The following is a 19577-nucleotide window of genomic DNA, read 5'->3' as shown; positions in this document are numbered from 1 at the left end:
GGCACCGGTGCCGCCGACCGGCCGGGACGGCTCCCCGTCGGACGCGGCCGGGCACCCGGCGCAGGGCGGGAAGCCGCTGCACGACCCGGACCCGTACGGCACACCCCCCTACGGCCGTCCGGGCCCCTGGGCCCCGGCCCCTCCGGTCCAGCACCCCACGACCGCCACCCCGCCCCCGGCCGCATGGCCGTACTCGGCCCTCGACGGCCACCCCCAGGCGCCCGGCACGCCCTCGGCGTACCCGACGGCCGCGCCGCGGGACGCGGTGGCGCCCGAGGGCCACCCGGCGAGCGCCCCGCGGGGCGCGGAACCGCCAACGAGCCACCCGGCGGCCGCCCCGCAGGACATCGCCGTCCCGGCGGCCCATTCGGCGAACCCGCCGCAGGACGCCGTGCCTCCGGGGTACGCCGCGCCCTGGCCCGCCCCGCAGCCCCCGCGGCCCGCCTCGCAGCCGTCCTCGGCCGCCCCGGCCCCGAGCCAGGACGCCTCCCACTCCCCGGCGGCCCCCGAGCCCGGCCCCCGCCCGGCCGGCCCGGCCGCCGCCGACGCGGCGGTCCCCGCCGACCGGCCGCCGACCACCACGGCACCCCCGAGCGACGGCCCGGACGCCTCCACCGCGGCGGACCGTCCCTCCGGGGCCCTGCCGGGTACGTCCGCCCCCGCGAGGGAGCAGGACGGTTCCGCCGACGCCCGGCACCCGGGCGCGCCGGCCGCCGCGTCCGCCGCGAGCGCGGGTGAGGAGCCGTTCGGCGCGGCCCGGACGCCGTCCGCCTCCGACCCGCAGGGGCCTGCCATGCCCGGCCCTTCGGCCGCCGTCCCGCAGGCCACCGCTCCGGCGGACCGTCCGTCCGGGTCCGGCCCCGACGCGCCGGACTCGTACGCCCTGAGGCCGCCGGCCACGCCCGACCGGGCCGAGAGCCTGCCGGGGACCGCGGCGCGGCACCCGTCCGCGCCGGCCGCCGCCTCCGCCGCCGAGGACACGTCCGAGCCCGGTCCCGCCGCCGTCACGACGCCCGGCGGGGACGACCGGTCGGCCGCCACCGCTCGGCTCCCACGCATCCCGGCCGAACCGGCCGCGTCCGCCCCGACGGCCACCGGCCCGGCCGGAACCGTGCCGAGTACGCCGGGACCGTCCCCCGCCGCCGCACAGCCCTCCCGGCCCGCACCGAGCGCGCCTGCCTCCTCCGCACCGGCGGGCAACGGCCCGCACACGACCGCCCCGGAGGGCCACATGACCGAATCCGCGCCCGGTACGCCGGATTCGTACGCCCTGGAGCCGCCCGCCGCGTCCGCGCCGGGTACGGACGAGCGGGCCGGCGTCGACGCGCGGGGCTCGTCCGCGCCCGCGCCCCGGCCCCCGTCCGTCCCGACCGCGCAGGACTCCACCGGTGGCGGTGAGCCGGCCGAAGGGCGGCTCTCGCACCCGCATGCCCCCGCGCCGGGCGAGCAGGTGACCGCCGTCCAGTCCCCGTCCGTCCAGCCCCCGTTCGTTCCGGGCCCGTCCGTTCCGGGCGCGCCGGGTGCCGGGCCGCAGCAGACCGGCGACGGCGCCCGGCCTCCCGCCGCGCCGGCGGTCGTCGAGGCGGCTGCCGGGCAGCAGCCCGGCGGGGGTGCGCCGCACCCGCAGCAGCCCGCGCCGGGCGCCCCCGTCGCACCGCACCCGTACGCCCCCATGCCCGCCCCCGCCCCCGTCGGCTACGGCTACCCGGCCGGTGCCGCCCTCGCCCCCGCCGGGTACGGACCCGGGGCACCGGCCGGGCCCGCCGGGCCCTGGCAGTACGACCCCTGGGCCGGGGGCGCGGCCGGGAGCCGGCCGCCGGAGGGGAAGGCCGCCGGGAAGCCGGTCAGCCGGTCCCGGCTGGTCACCGGTGCGCTCGTCGTGGCCCTGGTGGCCGGTGGGCTCGGTGGTGGGATCGGGGCGTGGCTGGAGCGGGACGGCGGGCCGGGGCACCGGGTGACGCTGCCTCAGGCGCCCGCCGACAAGGCCGACCGCGACCCGGGAAGCATCGCGGGCATCGCGGCCCGCGCCCTCCCCGGCGTCGTCACCCTGCACGTGCGCGGCAGCGGCGGCCAGGGCACCGGCACCGGCTTCGTCCTGGACAACAAGGGCCACATCCTCACCAACAACCACGTCGTCGAGCCCGCCGGCAGCGGCGGCGAAATACAGGTGACGTTCAACGGCGGCCAGACCGCCAAGGCCACCGTCATCGGCCGGGACAGCGGCTACGACCTGGCCGTCGTCAAGGTCAAGGGCGTCTCCGGGCTCACCCCGCTGCCGCTGGGCAACTCGGACTCCGTGCACGTCGGCGACTCGGTCGTCGCCATCGGCGCCCCCTTCGACCTCGCCGGCACCGTCACCACGGGCATCATCAGCGCCAAGGCCCGCCCGATCACCGCCGGCGGCAAGAAGGGGGACGGCAGTGACGTCAGTTACGTCGACGCCCTCCAGACGGACGCCCCGATCAACCCGGGCAACTCCGGCGGCCCCCTCGTGGACTCCCGCGGCCGGGTCATCGGCATCAACAGCGCCATCCGCTCGGCCGGCGGCTCCTCGGAGTCGGGCGGCCAGGGCGGGAGCATAGGGCTCGGCTTCGCCATCCCGATCAACCAGGCCAAGCGGGTCGCCGAGGAGCTGATCAACACCGGCCGGGCCACCCATCCGGTGATAGGTGTGTCACTCGACATGGAGTACCAGGGTGAGGGCGCCCGGGTGAATCCCAAGGGCGGCAGCGGCACGCCCGTGACCCCGGGCGGCCCGGCCGAGAAGGCGGGCATCGCCCCCGGCGACGTCATCAAAAAGGTCGACGACGTGCCCGTCCGCAGTGGTCAGGAGCTCATCGTCAAGATCCGCAGCCACCGTCCGGGCGACCGCCTCACCCTGACCGTCGAGCGCGACGGCAAGGAGCGGACGGTCCGGATGACCCTCGGGACGGCCAGTTCGAGCTGACCCTTGGCCCGATGTTGGCCCGGCCGTCTCCCGCGGTGCCCGCCGGGCCAGGTACCGTGAGAGGCGGCCTGAACCCCTGGGCCGCCCACGCATCAAGGAGCTGCAGGTGCTCGACATAGGACTTCCCGAGCTGATCGCGCTCGTCGTCCTCGCTCTGCTCATTTTCGGTCCGGACAAACTGCCGAAGATGATCCAGGACGTGTCGCGCACCCTGCGCAAGCTGCGCCAGTTCTCGGAGAGCGCCAAGGAGGACATCCGGTCCGAGCTGGGTCCCGAGTTCAAGGACTTCGAGTTCGAGGACCTCAACCCGCGCACCTTCGTGCGCAAGCACGTCCTCGACAAGGACGAGCTCGGGCTGAAGGAGATCCGTAACGGCTTCGACTTCCGCTCGGAGATGGCCGACGTGGCCGACGTGGTGCACGGCCGCGACCCCGAGCCGACCGCCTCGCCGTCCTCCGGCGGCCCGGACCTGGTCAAGAAGCCGGATCTGCTGAAGAAGGGGCCCGTCCAGCCGGGCGAGCGACCTCCGTTCGACTCCGACGCCACCTGAGCCACGCCTGCGCTGCCCCATTGACGCGGGTGGCTATCCTCCCCTTGTCCGGGTCGACGGCGCTCGCCGGAGCGGCAGGCCGGGCACGACGGGGCAACGAGGAGGCGCCGCGCAGATGGAGACCACCAGTCGGGCAGTGACGGCCGGAGCGTCCGCCGGGGAGGCCCTCCCCGGGGGACCGGACGAGCCGGAGCGGGCACCCGGCGACCGGCGACCACTCGACGGCTACCTCCAGGCGGCGTTCCCCTGGTACGGGCTGGACGGCACGTTCACCGGACGGCGCTGGCTGCTGCAGGTCGGCACGGCCGCCGACGGCACGGTGGAGCACGGCGCGACGGGCCACGGCGCGGAGCCCACACTGCGCTCGGGCCGCCCCGGCCGGGGCGGCCGTTCCCCCAAACCCGACCGGTTCGACAAGGCCGGCACCCTCTCCGACGGACAGCGCTTCTCGGTCGTCGTGACCGTCGCCAGCCGCCCGGTGCGCCGCAGCGCCGACGGCACGGGCGTGCTGGAGGCCACCTCCGTCTCCTCGGCGGCCTGGCTCGCCGGCGCCGGCCTCCTCGCCTGCACCTGGCCCGCCCGCATGGAGCGGGCTCTGCGGCAGAACTGGCTCGACCAGCAGACGGCCCTCGCCTGGGAGCTGGCCGACCACCTGGACGAGGCCCCCTGGACCACGCTCTCCCTGCCGGTCGACGGCGTCTCGGCCGACTTCCGCTACCGCGAGTCCGAGTACGGCTGGGTCCTCGCCGGCTCCGCCCCGCACGCCTGCGGCCACGGCGGCGATGGCGGCTCCTGTGGGACCGGGGGCTGCTCCGGCGGGGTGCACATCGGCGCGTACGGGCGGGGGATGAGCGCTTACGGCATGGGCTTCGCGGTCATCGAGGACATCGCGTCGTACACGGAGTGAGCCTCGTAGGCGGAATGAGCCTCGTACGAGGACCGAGACGCGGCACGGCCTGACGGCCGCGGGGCCTGGAGCCCGTACGGACCGACGTGCGGGGCGGGCGCGGCCCGGAGGCCCACCACACCACGGCGGACGCGCGACGGACGGCCGGCCGCCCGAGGCGCCGGCCGCACGGCAGGCCGACCGGCCCGCGCCGCCGCGCCCCCGCGAGCCGCGTACCCGCCGTACGCGCGTCGCACGCCGGCCGGCGCCCGGCCGTCCACCCGCGCCCGCCCCGAAGGGGCGACCGCTCAGAACTTGTTGCGCGGCGTGATCCCCAGCGACAGCCCCGACAGCCCCCGCTGCCGCCCGCCCAGCTTGCCCGCGATGGCGCGCAGCGCGCTGCCGGCCGGCGAGTCGGGGTCGGTCAGCACGACGGGCTTGCCCTCGTCGCCGCCCTCGCGCAGCCGGACGTCGATCGGGATCGAGCCCAGGACGGGGACGGTGGCGCCGGTGGTGCGGGTGAGACCGTCGGCGACCAGCTTCCCGCCGCCGGTGCCGAAGACGTCGACCATCTCGTCGCAGTGCGGGCAGGGCAGCCCGGACATGTTCTCCACCACGCCGACGATCTTCTGGTGCGTCTGCACGGCGATGGAGCCGGCCCGCTCGGCGACCTCGGCGGCGGCCTGCTGAGGCGTCGTCACCACCAGGATCTCCGCGTTGGGCACCAGCTGGGCGACCGAGATGGCGATGTCGCCGGTGCCCGGCGGCAGGTCGAGGAGGAGGACGTCGAGGTCGCCCCAGTAGACGTCGGCGAGGAACTGCTGGAGCGCGCGGTGCAGCATCGGGCCGCGCCAGACGACCGGTGCGTTCCCGGGCGTGAACATGCCGATGGAGATGACCTTCACACCGTTCGCCGACGGCGGCATGATCATGTTCTCGACCTGGGTGGGGCGGCCCTCGGCGCCCAGCATCCGCGGCACCGAGTGGCCGTAGATGTCCGCGTCCACGACGCCGACCTTGAGCCCGTCGGCCGCCATCGCCGCCGCCAGGTTGACCGTGACCGACGACTTGCCGACGCCGCCCTTGCCGGAGGCCACCGCGTAGACGCGGGTCAGCGAGCCGGGCTTGGCGAACGGGACCTCGCGCTCCGCGACCCCGCCGCGCAGCGTGGCGGCCAGCTCGCGCCGCTGCTCGTCGCCCATCACGTCCAGCTCGACCGTCACACCGGTGACGCCCGCCACACCCGCGACCGCCGCCCGCACGTTCTCCGTGATCGTCTCCCGCATCGGGCAGCCGGCCACCGTCAGGTAGACCGCCACCGCGACCGAGCCGTCCGCCGCGATGTCGACGGATTTCACCATGCCCAGGTCGGTGATCGGCCGGTGGATCTCGGGGTCGTTCACCGTCGCGAGCGCGGCGCGCACCGCCTCTTCGGCGGGGACGGTGACAGGGGTCTCGGTAGCCATGCCCTGATGGTACGGCGGACCACCGACAGCGGGGTAAGGCCGTCAGCGGTCGCGTTCCTCACTCTCCTCCGGGAATACCCGGCGCTGTTCCAGCTCCTTGATCAGATCCTGGAACTCGGAGCGGATCCAGTCCCGCGTCGCCACCTCGCCCAGCCCCATCCGCAGCGCGGCGATCTCCCGCGTCAGGTACTCGGTGTCGGCGATGGACCGCTCGTTCTGCTCCCGGTCCTGCTCCAGGTTGACGCGGTCCCGGTCGTCCTGCCGGTTCTGCGCCAGCAGGATCAGCGGGGCGGCGTAGGACGCCTGGAGGGAGAGCATCAGGGTGAGGAAGATGAACGGGTAGCGGTCGAAGCGCAGATGGCCGGGGGCGGTGGTGTTCCACACCACCCACAGCACGACGATCACCGTCATCCAGACGATGAACCGGCCCGTGCCGAGGAAGCGGGCGATCTCCTCCGAGGTCCGGCCGAACGCCTCCGGGTCGTACTCCGGCAGCCAGCGGCGCCGCTTCTGCTGCGGCTGGTCCAGCCGGACGCGCTGGGTCGCGGGAGCCGTGGCGGATCGTTCCTTCGCCCGCTCGCGCGACGGACCGTGCTCACGGCCCCGGTCACCGCCCATCCCTCGCCTCCCCCGGCTCGTTCGTTCCGCCCGGCCCGTCCGTCGCCTCCATCGCGCTCATACCCAGCGCCCCCTGGTGCAGTTCCGTCTCCCGCCAGTCGTCCGGCAGCAGGTGGTCCAGCACGTCGTCCACGGTGACCGCCCCCAGCAGCGAGCCGCCGGCGTCCACCACGGGCGCCGCCACCATGTTGTACGTCGCCAGGTAGCTGGTCACGGCGGGCAGCGGGGTGTCCGGGGGCAGCGGCCGCAGGTCCGTGTCGGTGATCGAGCCGACGAGCGTGAACGGCGGGTCGCGCAGCAGCCGCTGGAAGTGGACGGTCCCCAGGTATTTGCCGGTGGGCGTCTCGTCGGGCGGCCGGCAGACGTACACCTGGGCGGCGAGCGCGGGGGAGAGGTCGGGGTTGCGGACCCGGGCGAGGGCGTCCGCGACGGTGGCGTCGGGCCGCAGCACGATCGGCTCGGTCGTCATCAGACCGCCCGCCGTCCGCTCCTCGTACGCCAGCAGCCGGCGCACGTCCGCCGCGTCCCCCGGCTGCATCAGGGTGAGCAGCCGCTCCTTGTCCTCCTCGGGCAGCTCGGAGAGCAGGTCGGCCGCGTCGTCGGGGTCCATCGCCTCCAGGACGTCGGCCGCGCGCTCCTCCTTGAGCTTGCCGAGGATCTCGATCTGGTCGTCCTCCGGCAGCTCCTCCAGGACGTCCGCGAGCCGGTCGTCGTCGAGGGCGGCGGCCACCTCGGCACGCCGTTTGGGGGACAGGTGGTGCAGGACGCTGGCGAGGTCGGCGGGGCGCAGCTGCTCGAAGGTGGCCAGCAGGCTGGCGGCGCCCTGCCCGTGCTCCTCCAGGGAGAAGCCGGTGACGGCCGACCACTCGACGGTCAGCGTCTCCCCCTTCCGGCGCAGCGCCCCGCCCTTGCCGCGGCGGACGAAGACCTTGTCGATCTCCCACTCGCGGCGGGCGTGGAGCTGGGTGATCGACACGTCGAGGACGGTGACCTCGTCCCCGGTGGCGACGAGCCGCACCCGGCGGTCCAGCAGCTCACCCAGGACGAGCGTCTCGGTGGGACGCTGTTCGAAGCGCCGCATGTTGACGACGCCGGTGGTGACGACCTGGCCGGACTCCACGCCCGTCACCCGGGTCATCGGCAGGAAGATGACGCGCCGGCTGACGACCTCGACGACCAGCCCCAGCACGCGCGGCGGCCGGGCGCCGACCCGGAGCATCGCCACCACGTCGCGGACCCGGCCGACCCGGTCGCCGTTCGGGTCGAAGACGGCCACGCCGGACAGGTGCGACACGAACACGCGGACGCTCGCCGCCACGCCGCACACCTCCTCCACCGGCCGCCCCCGGCCGCTGTCCGGTTCAGGCTAACGTGACCGGCCGCACCGTGCCGCTCTGAGGTGCCGGGGGCGGTCCGCGGGGGAAGAGCGCGCGAGTACGCTGCCGTATCCAGTGCTGACAGGAGGCAGGAGCAGGTGCGAACCCGGAACGCGGCTCTCGTGGGGGCCCTGTGCGTGGGGCTGTCCACGGTCCTGGTGGCCTGCGGTGGCGAGGAGGACCCGGACGCGGGCACCAACGGCGTGGGCAGACTCAAGGCCGCGGCGATCCAGGAACGGGCCCGGGAGGCCGCCCGCGGGGCCGACGCCGTCCACCTGTCCGGCAGCGTCGTCAGCCAGGGCCGCACCTACCGGATCGACGTCCGGCTGAAGCAGGACGGCGGCAGCGGCAAGGTCACCTCCGGGGACGTCGCCTTCGAGCTGCTGCGCGTCGGCGACGAGCTGTTCGTCAAGGGGGACGCGGCGTTCTGGGCCCGCGGCGGCGCGGGCGCCCGCCCGGGCGGCGGCCCGAACCCGGTCCCGGCGCCCGGCGCCGGGACCTCCGCCAAGAAGGGCGGGGGCGACCTCGCCACAGCGGCCCAGAAGCTCAACGGCAAGTACGTGAAGGTGCCCTCCGGCGACCCCGCCTATCAGCGACTGCGCGGATTCACCGACAAGAACACGCTGCTCGACGGGCTTCTGGGCCTGCACGGCAAGCTTTTCCGTGGGGACCACGGGACGGTGGGGGGTGCTCGCTCCATTCGGCTCACGGCGGGTGATGCGCGGGGGGCCGGTGGGGTTCTGGATGTGTCCCTCGACGGGACTCCGTATCCGTTGCGGCTGCAACGGGCGGGGGGTGCGGGGGAGGTGGACTTCGCGGAGTGGGGTAAGGAGTTCCCCTTGCGGGTGCCGGGCAGGAGCCAGACGCTGGACTACGGGAAGCGGCTGCCTGCCGGGGGGTGATGTGCCCCGGTCCCGCCCTTTCACCGTTTCCTGGGGCTGCGCCCCAGACCCCCTTTTCGCGGCTTCGCCGCTCGTCCTCAAACGCCGGACGGGCTGAATAGTCAGCCCGTCCGGCGTCTGAGGACAACCGCGCGGAGCACGGTTTCAGGGGGTGCGGGGGCTTGCCCCCGCAAGAAACGGTGAAAGGGCGGGACCGGGGCACATCACCCCGCAGGGGCCTCAGCCGCGGCGCCCCCGCCGCAGCAGCCGCGGCAACCCCGCCGGCATGGCCCGCCGCGTCGTCGCCGGAGTCGGCAGCGGAACGGCCGTCAGCGCCCCGTCGGGCAGCGGGGCCGTCGCCCCCGTGGGGGGCGAGTCGGAGGACCCGGCAGGTCCGCGCCCACCGCTCGGCGATCGTCTCCGCGTCGGAAGCGTTCAGCCGCTTGCCCTTGAGTTCGGCGACCGCCGCCCCCCACTCCTCGCCACCGGGGGCGAGTTCGGCGACCGCGGCGGTCCATTCGACGAGCCGGCCGCCTTTGTCCTTGCTGCGGACCGTCACCGAGGCGGTGCCGCCGTCGACGAGGCCGAGGTCGTCCACCGGCTGTTCGCCGGGGCCGCCGACGACGAGGACCGCGCCCTCGTGCCAGACGTGCCAGAGGGCCCGGCTGGGCCCGGTGGGGCCCTGGACCCAGATCAGGCCCGACTTCTTGGCAGCCTCTTCGATCAGCGCCCGCGTCTCCGTCATGCGCCCAACTCTAGGGCCATGCGCCGGTTCGTCCCTCCGTGCGCCGATGATTCCGGTTACCCTGCGCGACGTTGCGGCCTAGGCTTGGGGCGTGAGCGATTCCTGTACCGAGCGGCCGGCGGTCGCCGCGCCTTCCGCACCGCGGCTCGACGCGAAGCCGGCCACCGCGCGGGCGGCGGCGTCCCTGGTCTCCCTGGACCTCGTCCTCCTGTTGGTCGCCGTTTCCGGGCTCGCCCTGTCCGCGCCGCTCATCGCCCACATCACGGCCGTCCCCGCGCTCGCCATCGCGTTCTGGCGCAACGCCATGGCGGTGGGCGTGCTCACCCCGGTCGCGCTGCTGCGGCACCGTGCCGCGCTGCGCGCCATGAACCGCCGGGCGGTGCTGCTGTCCGTCGCCGCCGGGGCCCTGCTCGCGCTGCACTTCGGCGTCTGGCTGCCCAGCCTGGGCATGACCTCGGTCGCCTCCTCGACCGCGCTGGTCACCACCACCCCGATATGGACGATGATCCTGCTCCGGCTGCGCGGCCGGCGGCAGCCCCGCGTGGCCTGGGCGGGCACGGCCCTGGCCTTCCTCGGCGTGGTCATCCTCACCGGCGTGGACCTCTCCAGTTCGCCGCGCGCCCTGGCCGGGGACGGCCTCGCGCTGGCGGGCGGCGTGGCGGCGGCGGGGTACGTCCTGCTGGGCGCGGAGGTGCGGCGGACGGTGGCCACCGTCCCGTACACCCTCGTCTGCTACGCGACGACCACCGTCGCCCTGCTGGTGGCCTGCCTGATATCCGGTGCCTCCCTCGGCCCGTACGACGGCGGCGCCTGGACGCAGCTGGTGCTGCTGACGGCCACCGCGCAGCTGCTCGGCCACTCGCTGATCAACCGGGTGGTGAAGAGTCTCGGCCCGTCCGTCACCTCGACCGCGATCCTGCTGGAGACCCCGGGCGCGGCGCTGATCGCGGCCCTCTGGCTGGGGCAGTTGCCGCCGGCCGCGTCCTATCCGGCGCTCGCGGTGATCCTGGCGGGCCTGGCCCTGGTGATCGCCGCGGAGCGCGGGCAGAGAGAGGGGAGGGGGACCGTTAGAGCCAGCCGTTCCGCTTGAAACCGCGGTGGATCGTCACACAGATCGCGACGGTGACGACCATGACCGCGGGATAGCCGTACTTCCAGTGCAGTTCCGGCATGTGGTCGAAGTTCATGCCGTAGATGCCCGCGATCATCGTCGGCACCGCGAAGATCGCCGCCCAGGACGTGATCTTGCGCATGTCCTCGTTCTGCGCGACGGACGCCTGCGCGAGGTTGGCCTGGAGGATCGAGTTGAGCAGGTCGTCGAAGGCGACCACCTGCTCGTGCACTCGGGCGAGGTGGTCGGCGACGTCCCGGAAGTACTTCTGGATGTCCGGGTCGACCAGCCGCATCGGCCGCTCGCTCAGCAGCTGCATCGGCCGCATCAGCGGCGTCACCGCCCGCTTGAACTCCAGCACCTCCCGCTTCAGCTGGTAGATGCGGCCCGCGTCACCACCGCGCGAGGAACCCTTGCTGGGGGCGGAGAAGACGTCGATCTCGACCTCGTCGATGTCGTCCTGCACCGCGTCCGCGACCGCTATGTAGCCGTCCACGACCTGGTCGGCGATGGCGTGCAGCACCGCGGAGGGGCCCTTGGCCAGCAGCGGCGGGTCCTGCTCCAGCCGGTGCCGCAGGGCGCGCAGCGAGCCCTGGCCGCCGTGCCGGACGGTGATGACGAAGTCCTCGCCGGTGAAGCACATCACCTCACCGGTCTCCACCACCTCGCTGGTGGCGGTGAGTTCGGCGTGCTCGACGTAGTGGATCGTCTTGAAGACGGTGAACAGGGTGTCGTCGTACCGCTCCAGCTTGGGCCGCTGGTGGGCGTGGACGGCGTCCTCCACGGCGAGCGGGTGCAGGTTGAACTCGCGCGCGATGCCCGCGAACTCCTGCTCCGTCGGCTCGTGCAGACCGATCCAGACGAAGCCGCCGTCGGCGCGTACGCGCCGCATGGCCTCGGCGGGGCCGCAGGGGGCGCTGGCCCGCATCCCCTCGCGGTAGACGGCGCAGTCCACCACGGCGGTGCTGGCGGACGCGTCCCGGGTGGCGTCGTACTCGTACGGGGCGCCGCCGCGGCGCAGGGCGGGACGGACGGCGGCGCGCAGGTCACGGATCATCGACATGGCTGGCTCCATTCACGGGCCGGCCGCCGGTCGGGGGCGCGGGGGCAACACAGCCCGGAACGGGGACGTGCGGGCCTGTGGGGAACGAGGTACGGACACAGGCGTACGTCCACGAAGCGGGCCGCGCTTCGTGCGCCGCGCGAGAACGGCGGCAGTTCGCGGAGAACTTCGCTGAAGACTTGCAAGGGGGGCGTGAGGCAGCGTTCTTCCGCCAAGAGCCGCGGGCGCGAAGGGACTTCCGGGAGCCGGCACGGGGCCGGCGGGGGAAGGCGTCAGATCACAGGGATCGCGGGACGCGCGTCCGGAGCGGAGAGACGGGAGAACTGTCGGTACTGCACGGTCGACTAGGATCCACCGCAGCCCCACCTCCTCCGGCCGGTCCCCGCTGAGGGACGGACGTAACTCCCTGACCAGAGGCCAAGGCTAGCAGCCGCCCGGGACGTCAAGCCCCCGCTTTGCCTGTTCGATACGCGTTCTATGCTCGGCGCATGTCAGACGTTCTCGCCCGGGTCGAGGCCGGACTCCGCTCCGCCTTCGGGGAACCGGACGCCCGCGCCGCGGTGACCTTCCTCGGCACCGACCGCATCGAGGTCCTCCGCTTCCCGGCCCCGGCCGCCGGCGACGCCGGTACCGGCGGAGACGCCGTCCGGTACGCCACCCTCGGCATGTCCGCGCACCCCATGGCCGACCCGACGTCCCCGCTGGCCGACCCGGTGCGCGGCCCGCGCGCCGAGCTGCTCCTCACCGTCCGCCCCGGCCGCGCCGACACCGACAAGGTGCTCCGCCCGCTCGCCGTCCTCGCCGCATCCCCGCAGGTGGAGGGCCTGGTCGTGGCCCCGGGCGCGTCCCTGGACACCGGCGAGCCGCTGTGGCCAGGCGCCTCCTTCACCGCTGTCCTCGTCGGCGAGCCCGGCGGACTCGTCGAGGACCTGGCGCTCGACGAGCCGATGGATCCCGTCCGCTTCCTCCCGCTGCTGCCGATGACCCCCAACGAGGCCGCCTGGAAGCGCGTCCACGGCGCGGCGGCCCTCCAGGAGCGCTGGCTGCGGTACGGCACGGACCTCCGGGACCCGCTGCGCAAGGGCGTTCCGCTCGACTGACGCGGGGGCCGGCGGGCGGCACTCCGGAAGGGTGATCGTCCTTGACGCGACGGCGCCCTCGGAGGACCGTTGGAACCTATGAGGGGCGAACCCAGTTGCCCGAAGTGCGGTGGCCGGGTGCGTGCGCCCGGTCTCTTCGCCGACTCCTGGCAATGCGCAGTGCACGGCAGTGTGCACCCTCTGCAACCCGTGGTCCCGCCGAGCGTCGAGGCGCTGGCCGTCGTCGTCGGCCGGGCGCGGGTCCCCGTTTGGATGCCCTGGCCGCTGCCGGTGGGCTGGCTGTTCACCGGCGTCGTCTGCGCCGGTGACGACCGCAGCGGCGGCCGGGCCACCGCCGTCGCCTGTTCCGGCCCCGGCCCGCTGGGCGGCCCCGGCGAGCTGCTGCTGGTCGCGGAGGAACTGGGCGTCGGGCTGGGTGCCCGGTACGCGGGCATCGACGGTCCCGACCCCGGTACGCGGCTGAGCGTCGACCGCTCCCCGGACGCCAAGGTCCTCGCGGCGGGCCGCCCCACTCCCCTCTGGCACGTCTCCGGCGTCCCCGGCGACCGGGCGGTCTTCGCCGGCGAGGCGTGCGGGCTCTGGCTGTGGGCCATCGTCTGGCCCGAGCGGTCGGGGCTGCTGATGTACGACGAACTGGTCCTCACCGACCTGCGGGACGCCGGCGCGGAGGTGGACCTGCTGCCCTGCGGGGCGCTCTCGCCCTGGATCGTCTCCCCCTGAGGCATCGTCTCCCCCTGAGGCCGGACGGGCCCCGCGGCGCGCCGCCCGAGCCGCGCTGGACGAACCGTCGCGTCCACGACGCCCGGGGTGCCGGACCGGACCGGCCGGTGAGCGAGCGGACGACCGTTATCCTTAACCGGTTCGTCCGTAGCTTGTCGCTGACCGGTCCGTTCGGTTCTGTTCCGATCCGTTCCGTTCCGTTCAGCTCTCGTCCGTTCGCTGGGAGGCCCGAGTCGTGCGCATCGACCTGCACACCCACTCGACGGCCTCCGACGGCACGGACACCCCCGCCGAGCTGGTCCGCAACGCCGCCGCGGCGGGCCTGGACGTCGTCGCGCTGACCGACCACGACGGCGTCGGCGGGCACGCGGAGGCCCTCGCGGCGCTGCCGCCGGGCCTCACCCTCGTCACCGGAGCGGAGCTCTCCTGCCGGCTGGGCGGCGCCGACGGCGTCGGCGTGCACCTGCTGGCGTACCTCTTCGACCCGGCCGAGCCGGAGTTCGCCGCCGCGCGCGAGCTCGTCCGCGACGGGCGCGAGCCCCGCGCCCGCGCCATGGTGGCCCGGCTGCGCGAACTCGGCGTGCCGATCACCTGGGAGCGGGTCGCGGAGCTGGCCAAGGGCGCCGTGGGCCGGCCGCACGTGGCGACGGCCATGGTCGAGCTCGGGGTGATCGACACCGTCTCGGACGCGTTCACGCCCGAGTGGATCGGCAACGGCGGGCGCGCCTACGCCGACAAGCACGAGTTCGACCCGTTCGACGCGGTCCGCCTGGTCAAGGCCGCCGGCGGGGTCACCGTCCTCGCCCACCCGATGGCCGTCAAGCGGGGCGTGTGCGTCCCCGAGGACGCGATAGCCGAGCTGGCCGCGGCAGGACTCGACGGCATCGAGGTCGACCATATGGACCACGACGCCCCGGCCCGCGCCCGGCTGGGCGGCCTCGCCGCCGACCTCTCCCTGCTGACCACGGGGTCCAGCGACTACCACGGCCGCAACAAGACCTGTGAACTCGGCGAGTTCACCACCGACCCCGAGATCTACGGCGAGATCACGCGCCGCGCGACGGGCGCGTTCCCCGTCCCGGGCGCGGGCGGCTGAGCCCACACCACCCCGGAAGGCCCTCCGCGCGGGCCGGGCGCTCCTTACGGCGTCCGGGCTTCCGCGCGCCTCCGTGCGCCGTACGACGTCGGCGCGCCACCACCCGCCCTTCCACGCGCCGCCTTCCGCCTCCTTCGCTTCCGCGACGACCTTCTCTCTCCCTCTTCGTCCCCCCTCACCCCTCTTCAGTCCGCGACGGCCGCTCCGCGCGTCGCCCTCCCCGTCCTCCGACCGGCACCACACCGCAAGGCCCTCACTGTGTTCGACTTCGCTGTCTTCGGCTCGCTCTTCCTCACCCTGTTCGTGATCATGGACCCGCCCGGGATCACGCCGATCTTCCTCGCCCTGTCCTCGGGCCGCCCCGCCAAGGTCCAGCGGCGGATGGCCTGGCAGGCGGCGGCGGTGGCCTTCGGCGTCATCACCGTCTTCGGCGTCTGCGGCCAGCAGATCCTGGACTACCTGCACATCACCACCCCGGCCCTGATGATCGCGGGCGGTCTGCTGCTCCTGCTCATCGCGCTGGACCTGCTCACCGGCAAGTCGGAGGAGCCCACGCAGACGAAGGACGTCAACGTCGCGCTGGTGCCGCTGGGCATGCCGCTGCTGGCCGGGCCCGGTGCGATCGTCTCGGTGATCCTCGCCGTGCAGCACGCGGACTCGGTCGCCGCCCAGGTCTCGGTGTGGACGGCCATCGCCGCCATGCACGTGGTGCTGTGGCTGGTGATGCGCTACTCGCTGCTGATCATCAAGGTGATCAAGGACGGCGGTGTGGTGCTCGTCACCCGGCTCGCGGGCATGATGCTCTCCGCGCTCGCCGTGCAGCAGATCATCAACGGTGTCTCCCAGGTGATCCACAACTGGTGACCAACCCGGCGATCCCCACCCGGTGAACCCCCGCGCGGGCGGCCCGAGTACGCCCCCGTGAACGCGAAGCGCCCCCGTACGGACGGTCCGTGCGGGGGCGTTCCGCGTCCGACGGCTGCCGGACGTGCGTACTCTTTCAGCCTGTCACCGGGTCGCGGTGTCGGCCGGGCGGATGTAGATGCGCTGGCCGATCGAGGCGGCCTGCTGCACGATCCGGTTGACGGAGGCGGCGTCCACGACGGTGCTGTCGAGGGCGGTGCCGTCGACGTCGTCCAGTCGCATGATCTCGAAGCGCACAGGCTTCTCCCTTCGTCTGATCCTCCTGAGGAGAACTTCGCGAGAACAGGAAACGGCGCCGCCACTCTGCGGCGCGTTCCGAATCTGTCCAACGAGGTGCTGTCTGCAAACATTCCCTACGCTAAAGAAATTTTTATCATGACTAATTACTGACCGGTAGTGTTTTCGAGCGAGCGAGCCCCCCACATGACCGAAGAACACCCGGACGCGCCCGGCCTGGCCGAGGTCGTCGCCGGTATCGAGCACACCAACGCACTGCTCACCCGCGTCCTCGCCGAGGTCGCGACCACCCCCGCTACCCACGCCGTCTTCGTGGACGCCGGCTACGCCTACGCCGCCGCCGGCCGCCTCGTCGTCGGCAGCGAGGACCGCCGGGCCATCGAGCTCGACGCCGAGGGCCTGATCGAGGCGTTCATCGACAAGGCGCGGACGATCTTCCCCGACAGCCGGCTGCTGCGCGTCTACTGGTATGACGGCGCCCGCCGCCGCATCCACACCGCCGAGCAGCAGGCCATCGCCGAGCTCCCCGACGTCAAGGTCCGGCTCGGCAACCTCAACGCCCACAACCAGCAGAAGGGCGTCGACTCCCTGATCCGCACCGACCTGGAGACCCTGGCCCGGCACCGGGCGATCAGCGACGCCGTGCTCGTCGGCGGCGACGAGGACCTGGTCTCCGCCGTCGAGGCCGCGCAGGGCTACGGCGCCCGCGTCCACCTCTGGGGCATCGAGGCCCCGGGCGGCCGCAACCAGGCGGACCCGCTGCTCTGGGAGGTCGACAGCCGGCGCACCTTCGACCGGGAGTTCTGCGAGCCCTATGTGACCCGGCGGGCCGCCCCCGAGCCGGCCGTCGAGGCGCCGGCGCACCGGGGGACGGTCCCGGAACGCGACGAGGTGCGGTTCGTCGGCGCCCGGGTCGCCTCCGAGTGGCTCGGCGCCCGGGGCCCGGACGCCCTGGCCGAGCTCCTCCCCAGCCACCCCTACCTCCCCGGCGCCGTCGACCAGGAGCTGCTGGTCGCCGCCGAGGCGCTGCTGGGCCTGTCCCTCCGCGGCCACGCGGACCTGCGCCGGGCGCTCCGCGACGGCTTCTGGGACCACCTCCGGATGAGGTTCTGAGGCACCGGTGAAGCGAACGGGGATGGAGTGACGGAACGGGGGCATACGCCGGGGGGAAGAACTGCGCGCGGGACGCGCGTGCCGGAATGCGCGCCGGAGGACCGAGTGGAACCCTTGCTACGGGTGGGTCGCGGCCCGACGCGCGCCGGCCGCCCGTCACCGCTGGAGTACCGGACAAGAGAAACGAGGCGATCGGCCATGTCGGCTTCCGAGCGCGCGGGGCCGGGGACGCCCTGCTGGGTGAGCCTGTTGACCGGCGACCTCGGCGCGGCGCAGCGGTTCTACGGCGCGGTGCTCGGCTGGACCTTCCGGCAGGGGTCGCTGGGCGAGGACTTCTGCGTGGCGCTCTCCGGCGGCCGGCCGGTCGCCGGACTGGGCAACGTCGCCCGCCGGATGGGCGTCGCCGTCCACTGGAGCAGCTACTTCGCCGTGGACGACGCGGACACGGCCGCCGCGCGGGTCCGCGAGCGCGGCGGCACCGTCGCCGTCGGCCCGCTCGCCTTCGGCGGCGGCCGGGCCGTGCTGGCCGCCGACCCGGACGGCGCGGTCTTCGGGTTCTGGGAGGGGCGGGTGCTGCGCGACTGGAGCATCGGCAGCGGCGCCGCCCCCGCCTGGCTGGAACTGCGCACCCGCGACTGCTTCGACGCCGCCCTCTTCTACGGCGGCGTCTTCCAGTGGGACAGCCGGGAGACGGACGTGCGCTACGAGGACGACGTGGTGATGGTGCGGGTGGCCGGCCAGACGGTGGCCTGCCTGCGCGGCGGCGCCGTCGAGGCGGCGCCCGACCCCAAGGTCCGGCCGCGCTGGCACGTCTACTTCCGGGTGGACAACGTGGAGAAGGCCGTCGAGGCGGCCCAGGCGGCGGGCGGCTCGGTCGTCGCCGAGCCGGCCACCTCCCGGGTCGGCCCGGAGGCGACCCTCTGCGACCCCGAGGGCGGCATCTTCACCGTCACCGAGGCGGCGCGGGGCTGCTGACCGCCGAGGGGGAGCCGGTCGACGGGGTGGTCTTCGACAGGGAGGACCAGAACTCCAGGAGCCGGGCGGCCGTGGCCACCGGCTCCTCGGCGTTCGGCGAGTGCCCCGCCCCCGCGATCAGCACGCGCCGCGCGGACAGTTCCTCCGCCATGGCGTCCAGCTCCGGCACGGGCCAGGCGTAGTCCTCCGCGCCGGAGACCACGCACAGCGGGAGCGGCAGCCGTGCCAGCTCCGCGACCCGGTCCGGCTCGGTCATCAACTGCCGCGCGGTCGCGGTGAGTTGTGCGGGACGGGTGGCCAGCCAGCGGCGGTGCAGGAACGCGCCCTGCTCTGTCGGCAGGATGCTCCCCTCCGGATCGCCGCCCTGCTCGGCGTCCAGCCGCCGCATCTCCCGCCACACCTCCTCCATGCTCATCCCCACCACCTCAAGGGCGTGGACCAGCAGCCGGGTGCGCTCCCGCTGCCCGGCGGAGACCGGCCCCCGCCCACTGCTCATCAGCGTGAGCGACCGGAACGGGCGCGGGTCGCGCAGCGCGGCCGCCCGGGCGATCAGCCCGCCGAGCGAGTGGCCGAGCAGATGCACCGGACCGTCGCCGAGCGCGGCGGCCTGGGCCAGCACGTCGAGGGCCAGCTCCTCCCGCCCGTAGGCCGACGCGTCGTCGGGCCCGGGCGTCTCGAACTGCCCCCGCCCGTCCACCGCCACGGCCCGGAACCCGCCCTCGGCCAGAGGCTCCAGCAGGGCGATGAAGTCCTCCTTGCTGCCGGTGAACCCCGGCACCAGCAGCACCGTGCCGCGGCGCTCGCCCGCCGGCCGGGCGTCGTGGACGGCGAACTCCCCGCGCGCGGTGGCGAGCCGGTACGCGCGGGCACAGGAGGGCAAGGTGAGGAACGGCGGCCTGCTCATGGTCCGAGGCTAACGCGACGTCCGATGGCCGCCGGTCCCGGGCATCCCGGACGAAGAAGATCGAAGCATGCAGAACACAGTGAACAACGCAGTGGTCCCCGTCGAGTTCGACGGCCGCGCCGCCCTCGTCACCGGCGGCAGCCGGGGCATCGGCCGCGCCGTCGTCCTCCGCCTCGCGGCGGGCGGCGCGGACGTCGCCTTCACCTACCAGTCGAACGAGCGGGCCGCGACGGACGTCGTCGCCGAGGTGAAGGCACTCGGCCGGCGCGCCCTCGCCCTCCGCGCCGACGCGGCGGACGCCACGGCCGTACGCGACGCGGTGGACGCGACCGTCTCCGCGTTCGGACGCCTCGACGTCCTCGTCAACAACGCGGGCGTCGGCGCCCTCGGCCCGATCGGCGAGCTGACCGAGGAGGACGTCGACCGGGTCCTGGCCGTGAACGTCCGCGGCGTCTACCTGGCCACCCAGGCGGCCGTGCGGCACCTCGGCGCGGGCGGGCGCATCATCATGATCGGCAGCTGTATGACGCAGCACGTGCCGTTCGCGGGCGGCACGCTCTACGCCACCAGCAAGGCGGCTCTCACCGGCCTCACCAAATCCCTCGCCCGCGAGCTCGGCCCGGCCGGGGTCACCGTCAACATCGTCCACCCCGGTCCCGTCGACACGGACATGAACCCGGCGGACGGGCCGTTCGCGGAGGCGCAGGCGGGGGCGACGGCGGTTGGGCGGTACGCGCGGCCGGAGGAGGTCGCGGGGACGGTCGCCCACTTGGCGGCGCCTTCCGCCGGATACGTGACGGGGGCTTCGGTGGCGGTGGACGGAGGGCTGGCCGCGTAGGGGAGCTGCCCCAGCCCCACCCCTTCG

18 protein-coding genes and 1 pseudogene are annotated in these 19577 nt (G+C 74.3%); 12 read left to right on the top strand and 7 right to left on the bottom strand.

All coding sequences use genetic code 11. From position 1 onward, the window contains the following. The first annotated feature begins 1231 nt into the window (after nucleotides 1–1231). From K7I03_RS34305 to K7I03_RS11190, 3 genes are all read left to right on the top strand, one after another. On the top strand, nucleotides 1232–2947 hold the full coding sequence (locus K7I03_RS34305) for a trypsin-like peptidase domain-containing protein (RefSeq protein ID WP_398858505.1): 1716 nt from the start codon (nucleotides 1232–1234) through the stop codon (nucleotides 2945–2947). Nucleotides 2948–3053: 106 nt separating this feature from the next. Continuing rightward, a complete protein-coding gene (locus K7I03_RS11195) occupies nucleotides 3054–3497 on the top strand; it encodes a sec-independent translocase (RefSeq protein WP_185941741.1) in 444 nt (147 codons plus the stop codon). A 115-nt stretch (nucleotides 3498–3612) separates the two neighbouring features. Beyond that, complete coding sequence (locus K7I03_RS11190) at nucleotides 3613–4404, top strand: hypothetical protein (protein WP_185941740.1); 792 nt, start codon at nucleotides 3613–3615, stop codon at nucleotides 4402–4404. Between the two features lie 287 nt (nucleotides 4405–4691). On the opposite strand, the gene K7I03_RS11185 is transcribed toward K7I03_RS11190, so the two are convergent. The 3 genes from K7I03_RS11185 to K7I03_RS11175 are packed head-to-tail and all read right to left on the bottom strand — an operon-like array spanning nucleotide 4692 to nucleotide 7785. Then, a complete protein-coding gene (locus K7I03_RS11185; RefSeq protein WP_185941739.1) occupies nucleotides 4692–5849 on the bottom strand; it encodes an Mrp/NBP35 family ATP-binding protein in 1158 nt (385 codons plus the stop codon). A 42-nt stretch (nucleotides 5850–5891) separates the two neighbouring features. After that, nucleotides 5892–6467, bottom strand: coding sequence for a DUF1003 domain-containing protein (locus K7I03_RS11180; protein ID WP_185941738.1), 576 nt, complete (start codon nucleotides 6465–6467; stop codon nucleotides 5892–5894). Beyond that, nucleotides 6457–7785, bottom strand: a complete 1329-nt coding sequence (locus K7I03_RS11175; protein WP_185941737.1) for a magnesium transporter MgtE N-terminal domain-containing protein — start codon at nucleotides 7783–7785, stop codon at nucleotides 6457–6459. The genes K7I03_RS11180 and K7I03_RS11175 overlap by 11 nt, the downstream gene beginning before the upstream one ends. Before the next feature lie 156 nt (nucleotides 7786–7941). Here K7I03_RS11175 and K7I03_RS11170 point away from each other — a divergent pair, with 156 nt between their 5' ends. Then, nucleotides 7942–8745, top strand: a complete 804-nt coding sequence (locus tag K7I03_RS11170) for a hypothetical protein (protein WP_185941736.1) — start codon at nucleotides 7942–7944, stop codon at nucleotides 8743–8745. A 219-nt stretch (nucleotides 8746–8964) separates the two neighbouring features. On the opposite strand, the pseudogene K7I03_RS11165 reads toward K7I03_RS11170, so the two are convergent. Continuing rightward, a pseudogene (locus K7I03_RS11165) lies at nucleotides 8965–9469 on the bottom strand (hypothetical protein). Between the two features lie 184 nt (nucleotides 9470–9653). Here K7I03_RS11165 and K7I03_RS11160 point away from each other — a divergent pair. After that, nucleotides 9654–10559 carry a DMT family transporter gene (locus K7I03_RS11160; protein ID WP_185941871.1) on the top strand — a complete coding sequence of 302 codons (906 nt, stop codon included), beginning with the start codon at nucleotides 9654–9656 and terminating at the stop codon, nucleotides 10557–10559. Here K7I03_RS11160 and corA read toward each other — a convergent pair. Further along, nucleotides 10537–11643 (bottom strand): magnesium/cobalt transporter CorA, encoded by a 1107-nt coding sequence (corA, locus tag K7I03_RS11155; RefSeq protein ID WP_185941734.1) that lies wholly within the window; start codon nucleotides 11641–11643, stop codon nucleotides 10537–10539. The genes K7I03_RS11160 and corA overlap by 23 nt on opposite strands. Before the next feature lie 488 nt (nucleotides 11644–12131). Between corA and K7I03_RS11150 the strand changes: the two genes are divergently transcribed. The 4 genes from K7I03_RS11150 (at nucleotide 12132) to K7I03_RS11135 (ending at nucleotide 15423) form a co-directional block, all read left to right on the top strand. Then, nucleotides 12132–12743: a suppressor of fused domain protein gene (locus K7I03_RS11150; RefSeq protein WP_185941733.1), complete on the top strand. Its 612-nt coding sequence runs from the start codon at nucleotides 12132–12134 to the stop codon at nucleotides 12741–12743. A gap of 78 nt (nucleotides 12744–12821) precedes the next feature. Next, nucleotides 12822–13463: a DUF6758 family protein gene (locus K7I03_RS11145; protein WP_185941732.1), complete on the top strand. Its 642-nt coding sequence runs from the start codon at nucleotides 12822–12824 to the stop codon at nucleotides 13461–13463. 235 nt (nucleotides 13464–13698) lie between these two features. Further along, nucleotides 13699–14559 (top strand): PHP domain-containing protein, encoded by an 861-nt coding sequence (locus tag K7I03_RS11140; RefSeq protein WP_185941731.1) that lies wholly within the window; start codon nucleotides 13699–13701, stop codon nucleotides 14557–14559. 258 nt (nucleotides 14560–14817) lie between these two features. Further along, nucleotides 14818–15423 (top strand): MarC family protein, encoded by a 606-nt coding sequence (locus K7I03_RS11135; RefSeq protein ID WP_185941730.1) that lies wholly within the window; start codon nucleotides 14818–14820, stop codon nucleotides 15421–15423. Between the two features lie 144 nt (nucleotides 15424–15567). Here the strand turns inward: K7I03_RS11135 and K7I03_RS11130 are convergent, their stop codons facing one another. Continuing rightward, nucleotides 15568–15720 (bottom strand): hypothetical protein, encoded by a 153-nt coding sequence (locus tag K7I03_RS11130; protein ID WP_004945549.1) that lies wholly within the window; start codon nucleotides 15718–15720, stop codon nucleotides 15568–15570. 186 nt (nucleotides 15721–15906) lie between these two features. Between K7I03_RS11130 and K7I03_RS11125 the strand changes: the two genes are divergently transcribed. Continuing rightward, complete coding sequence (locus tag K7I03_RS11125; protein WP_185941729.1) at nucleotides 15907–16833, top strand: NYN domain-containing protein; 927 nt, start codon at nucleotides 15907–15909, stop codon at nucleotides 16831–16833. A 198-nt stretch (nucleotides 16834–17031) separates the two neighbouring features. Then, the gene (locus K7I03_RS11120) at nucleotides 17032–17808 is read left to right on the top strand and encodes a VOC family protein (protein WP_185941728.1); all 777 of its coding nucleotides are present in this window, start codon (nucleotides 17032–17034) and stop codon (nucleotides 17806–17808) included. On the opposite strand, the gene K7I03_RS11115 is transcribed toward K7I03_RS11120, so the two are convergent. Further along, the gene (locus K7I03_RS11115; protein WP_185941727.1) at nucleotides 17783–18712 is read right to left on the bottom strand and encodes an alpha/beta fold hydrolase; all 930 of its coding nucleotides are present in this window, start codon (nucleotides 18710–18712) and stop codon (nucleotides 17783–17785) included. The genes K7I03_RS11120 and K7I03_RS11115 overlap by 26 nt on opposite strands. A 67-nt stretch (nucleotides 18713–18779) precedes the next feature. Between K7I03_RS11115 and K7I03_RS11110 the strand changes: the two genes are divergently transcribed. Continuing rightward, the gene (locus K7I03_RS11110) at nucleotides 18780–19550 is read left to right on the top strand and encodes an SDR family oxidoreductase (protein WP_185941726.1); all 771 of its coding nucleotides are present in this window, start codon (nucleotides 18780–18782) and stop codon (nucleotides 19548–19550) included. The last annotated feature ends 27 nt before the right edge of the window (nucleotides 19551–19577 follow it).

Origin of the sequence: Streptomyces mobaraensis, from assembly GCF_020099395.1 — a bacterium.
Taxonomy (GTDB): Bacteria; Actinomycetota; Actinomycetes; order Streptomycetales; family Streptomycetaceae; genus Streptomyces.
This window is presented reverse-complemented; position numbering and strand designations above follow the sequence as displayed.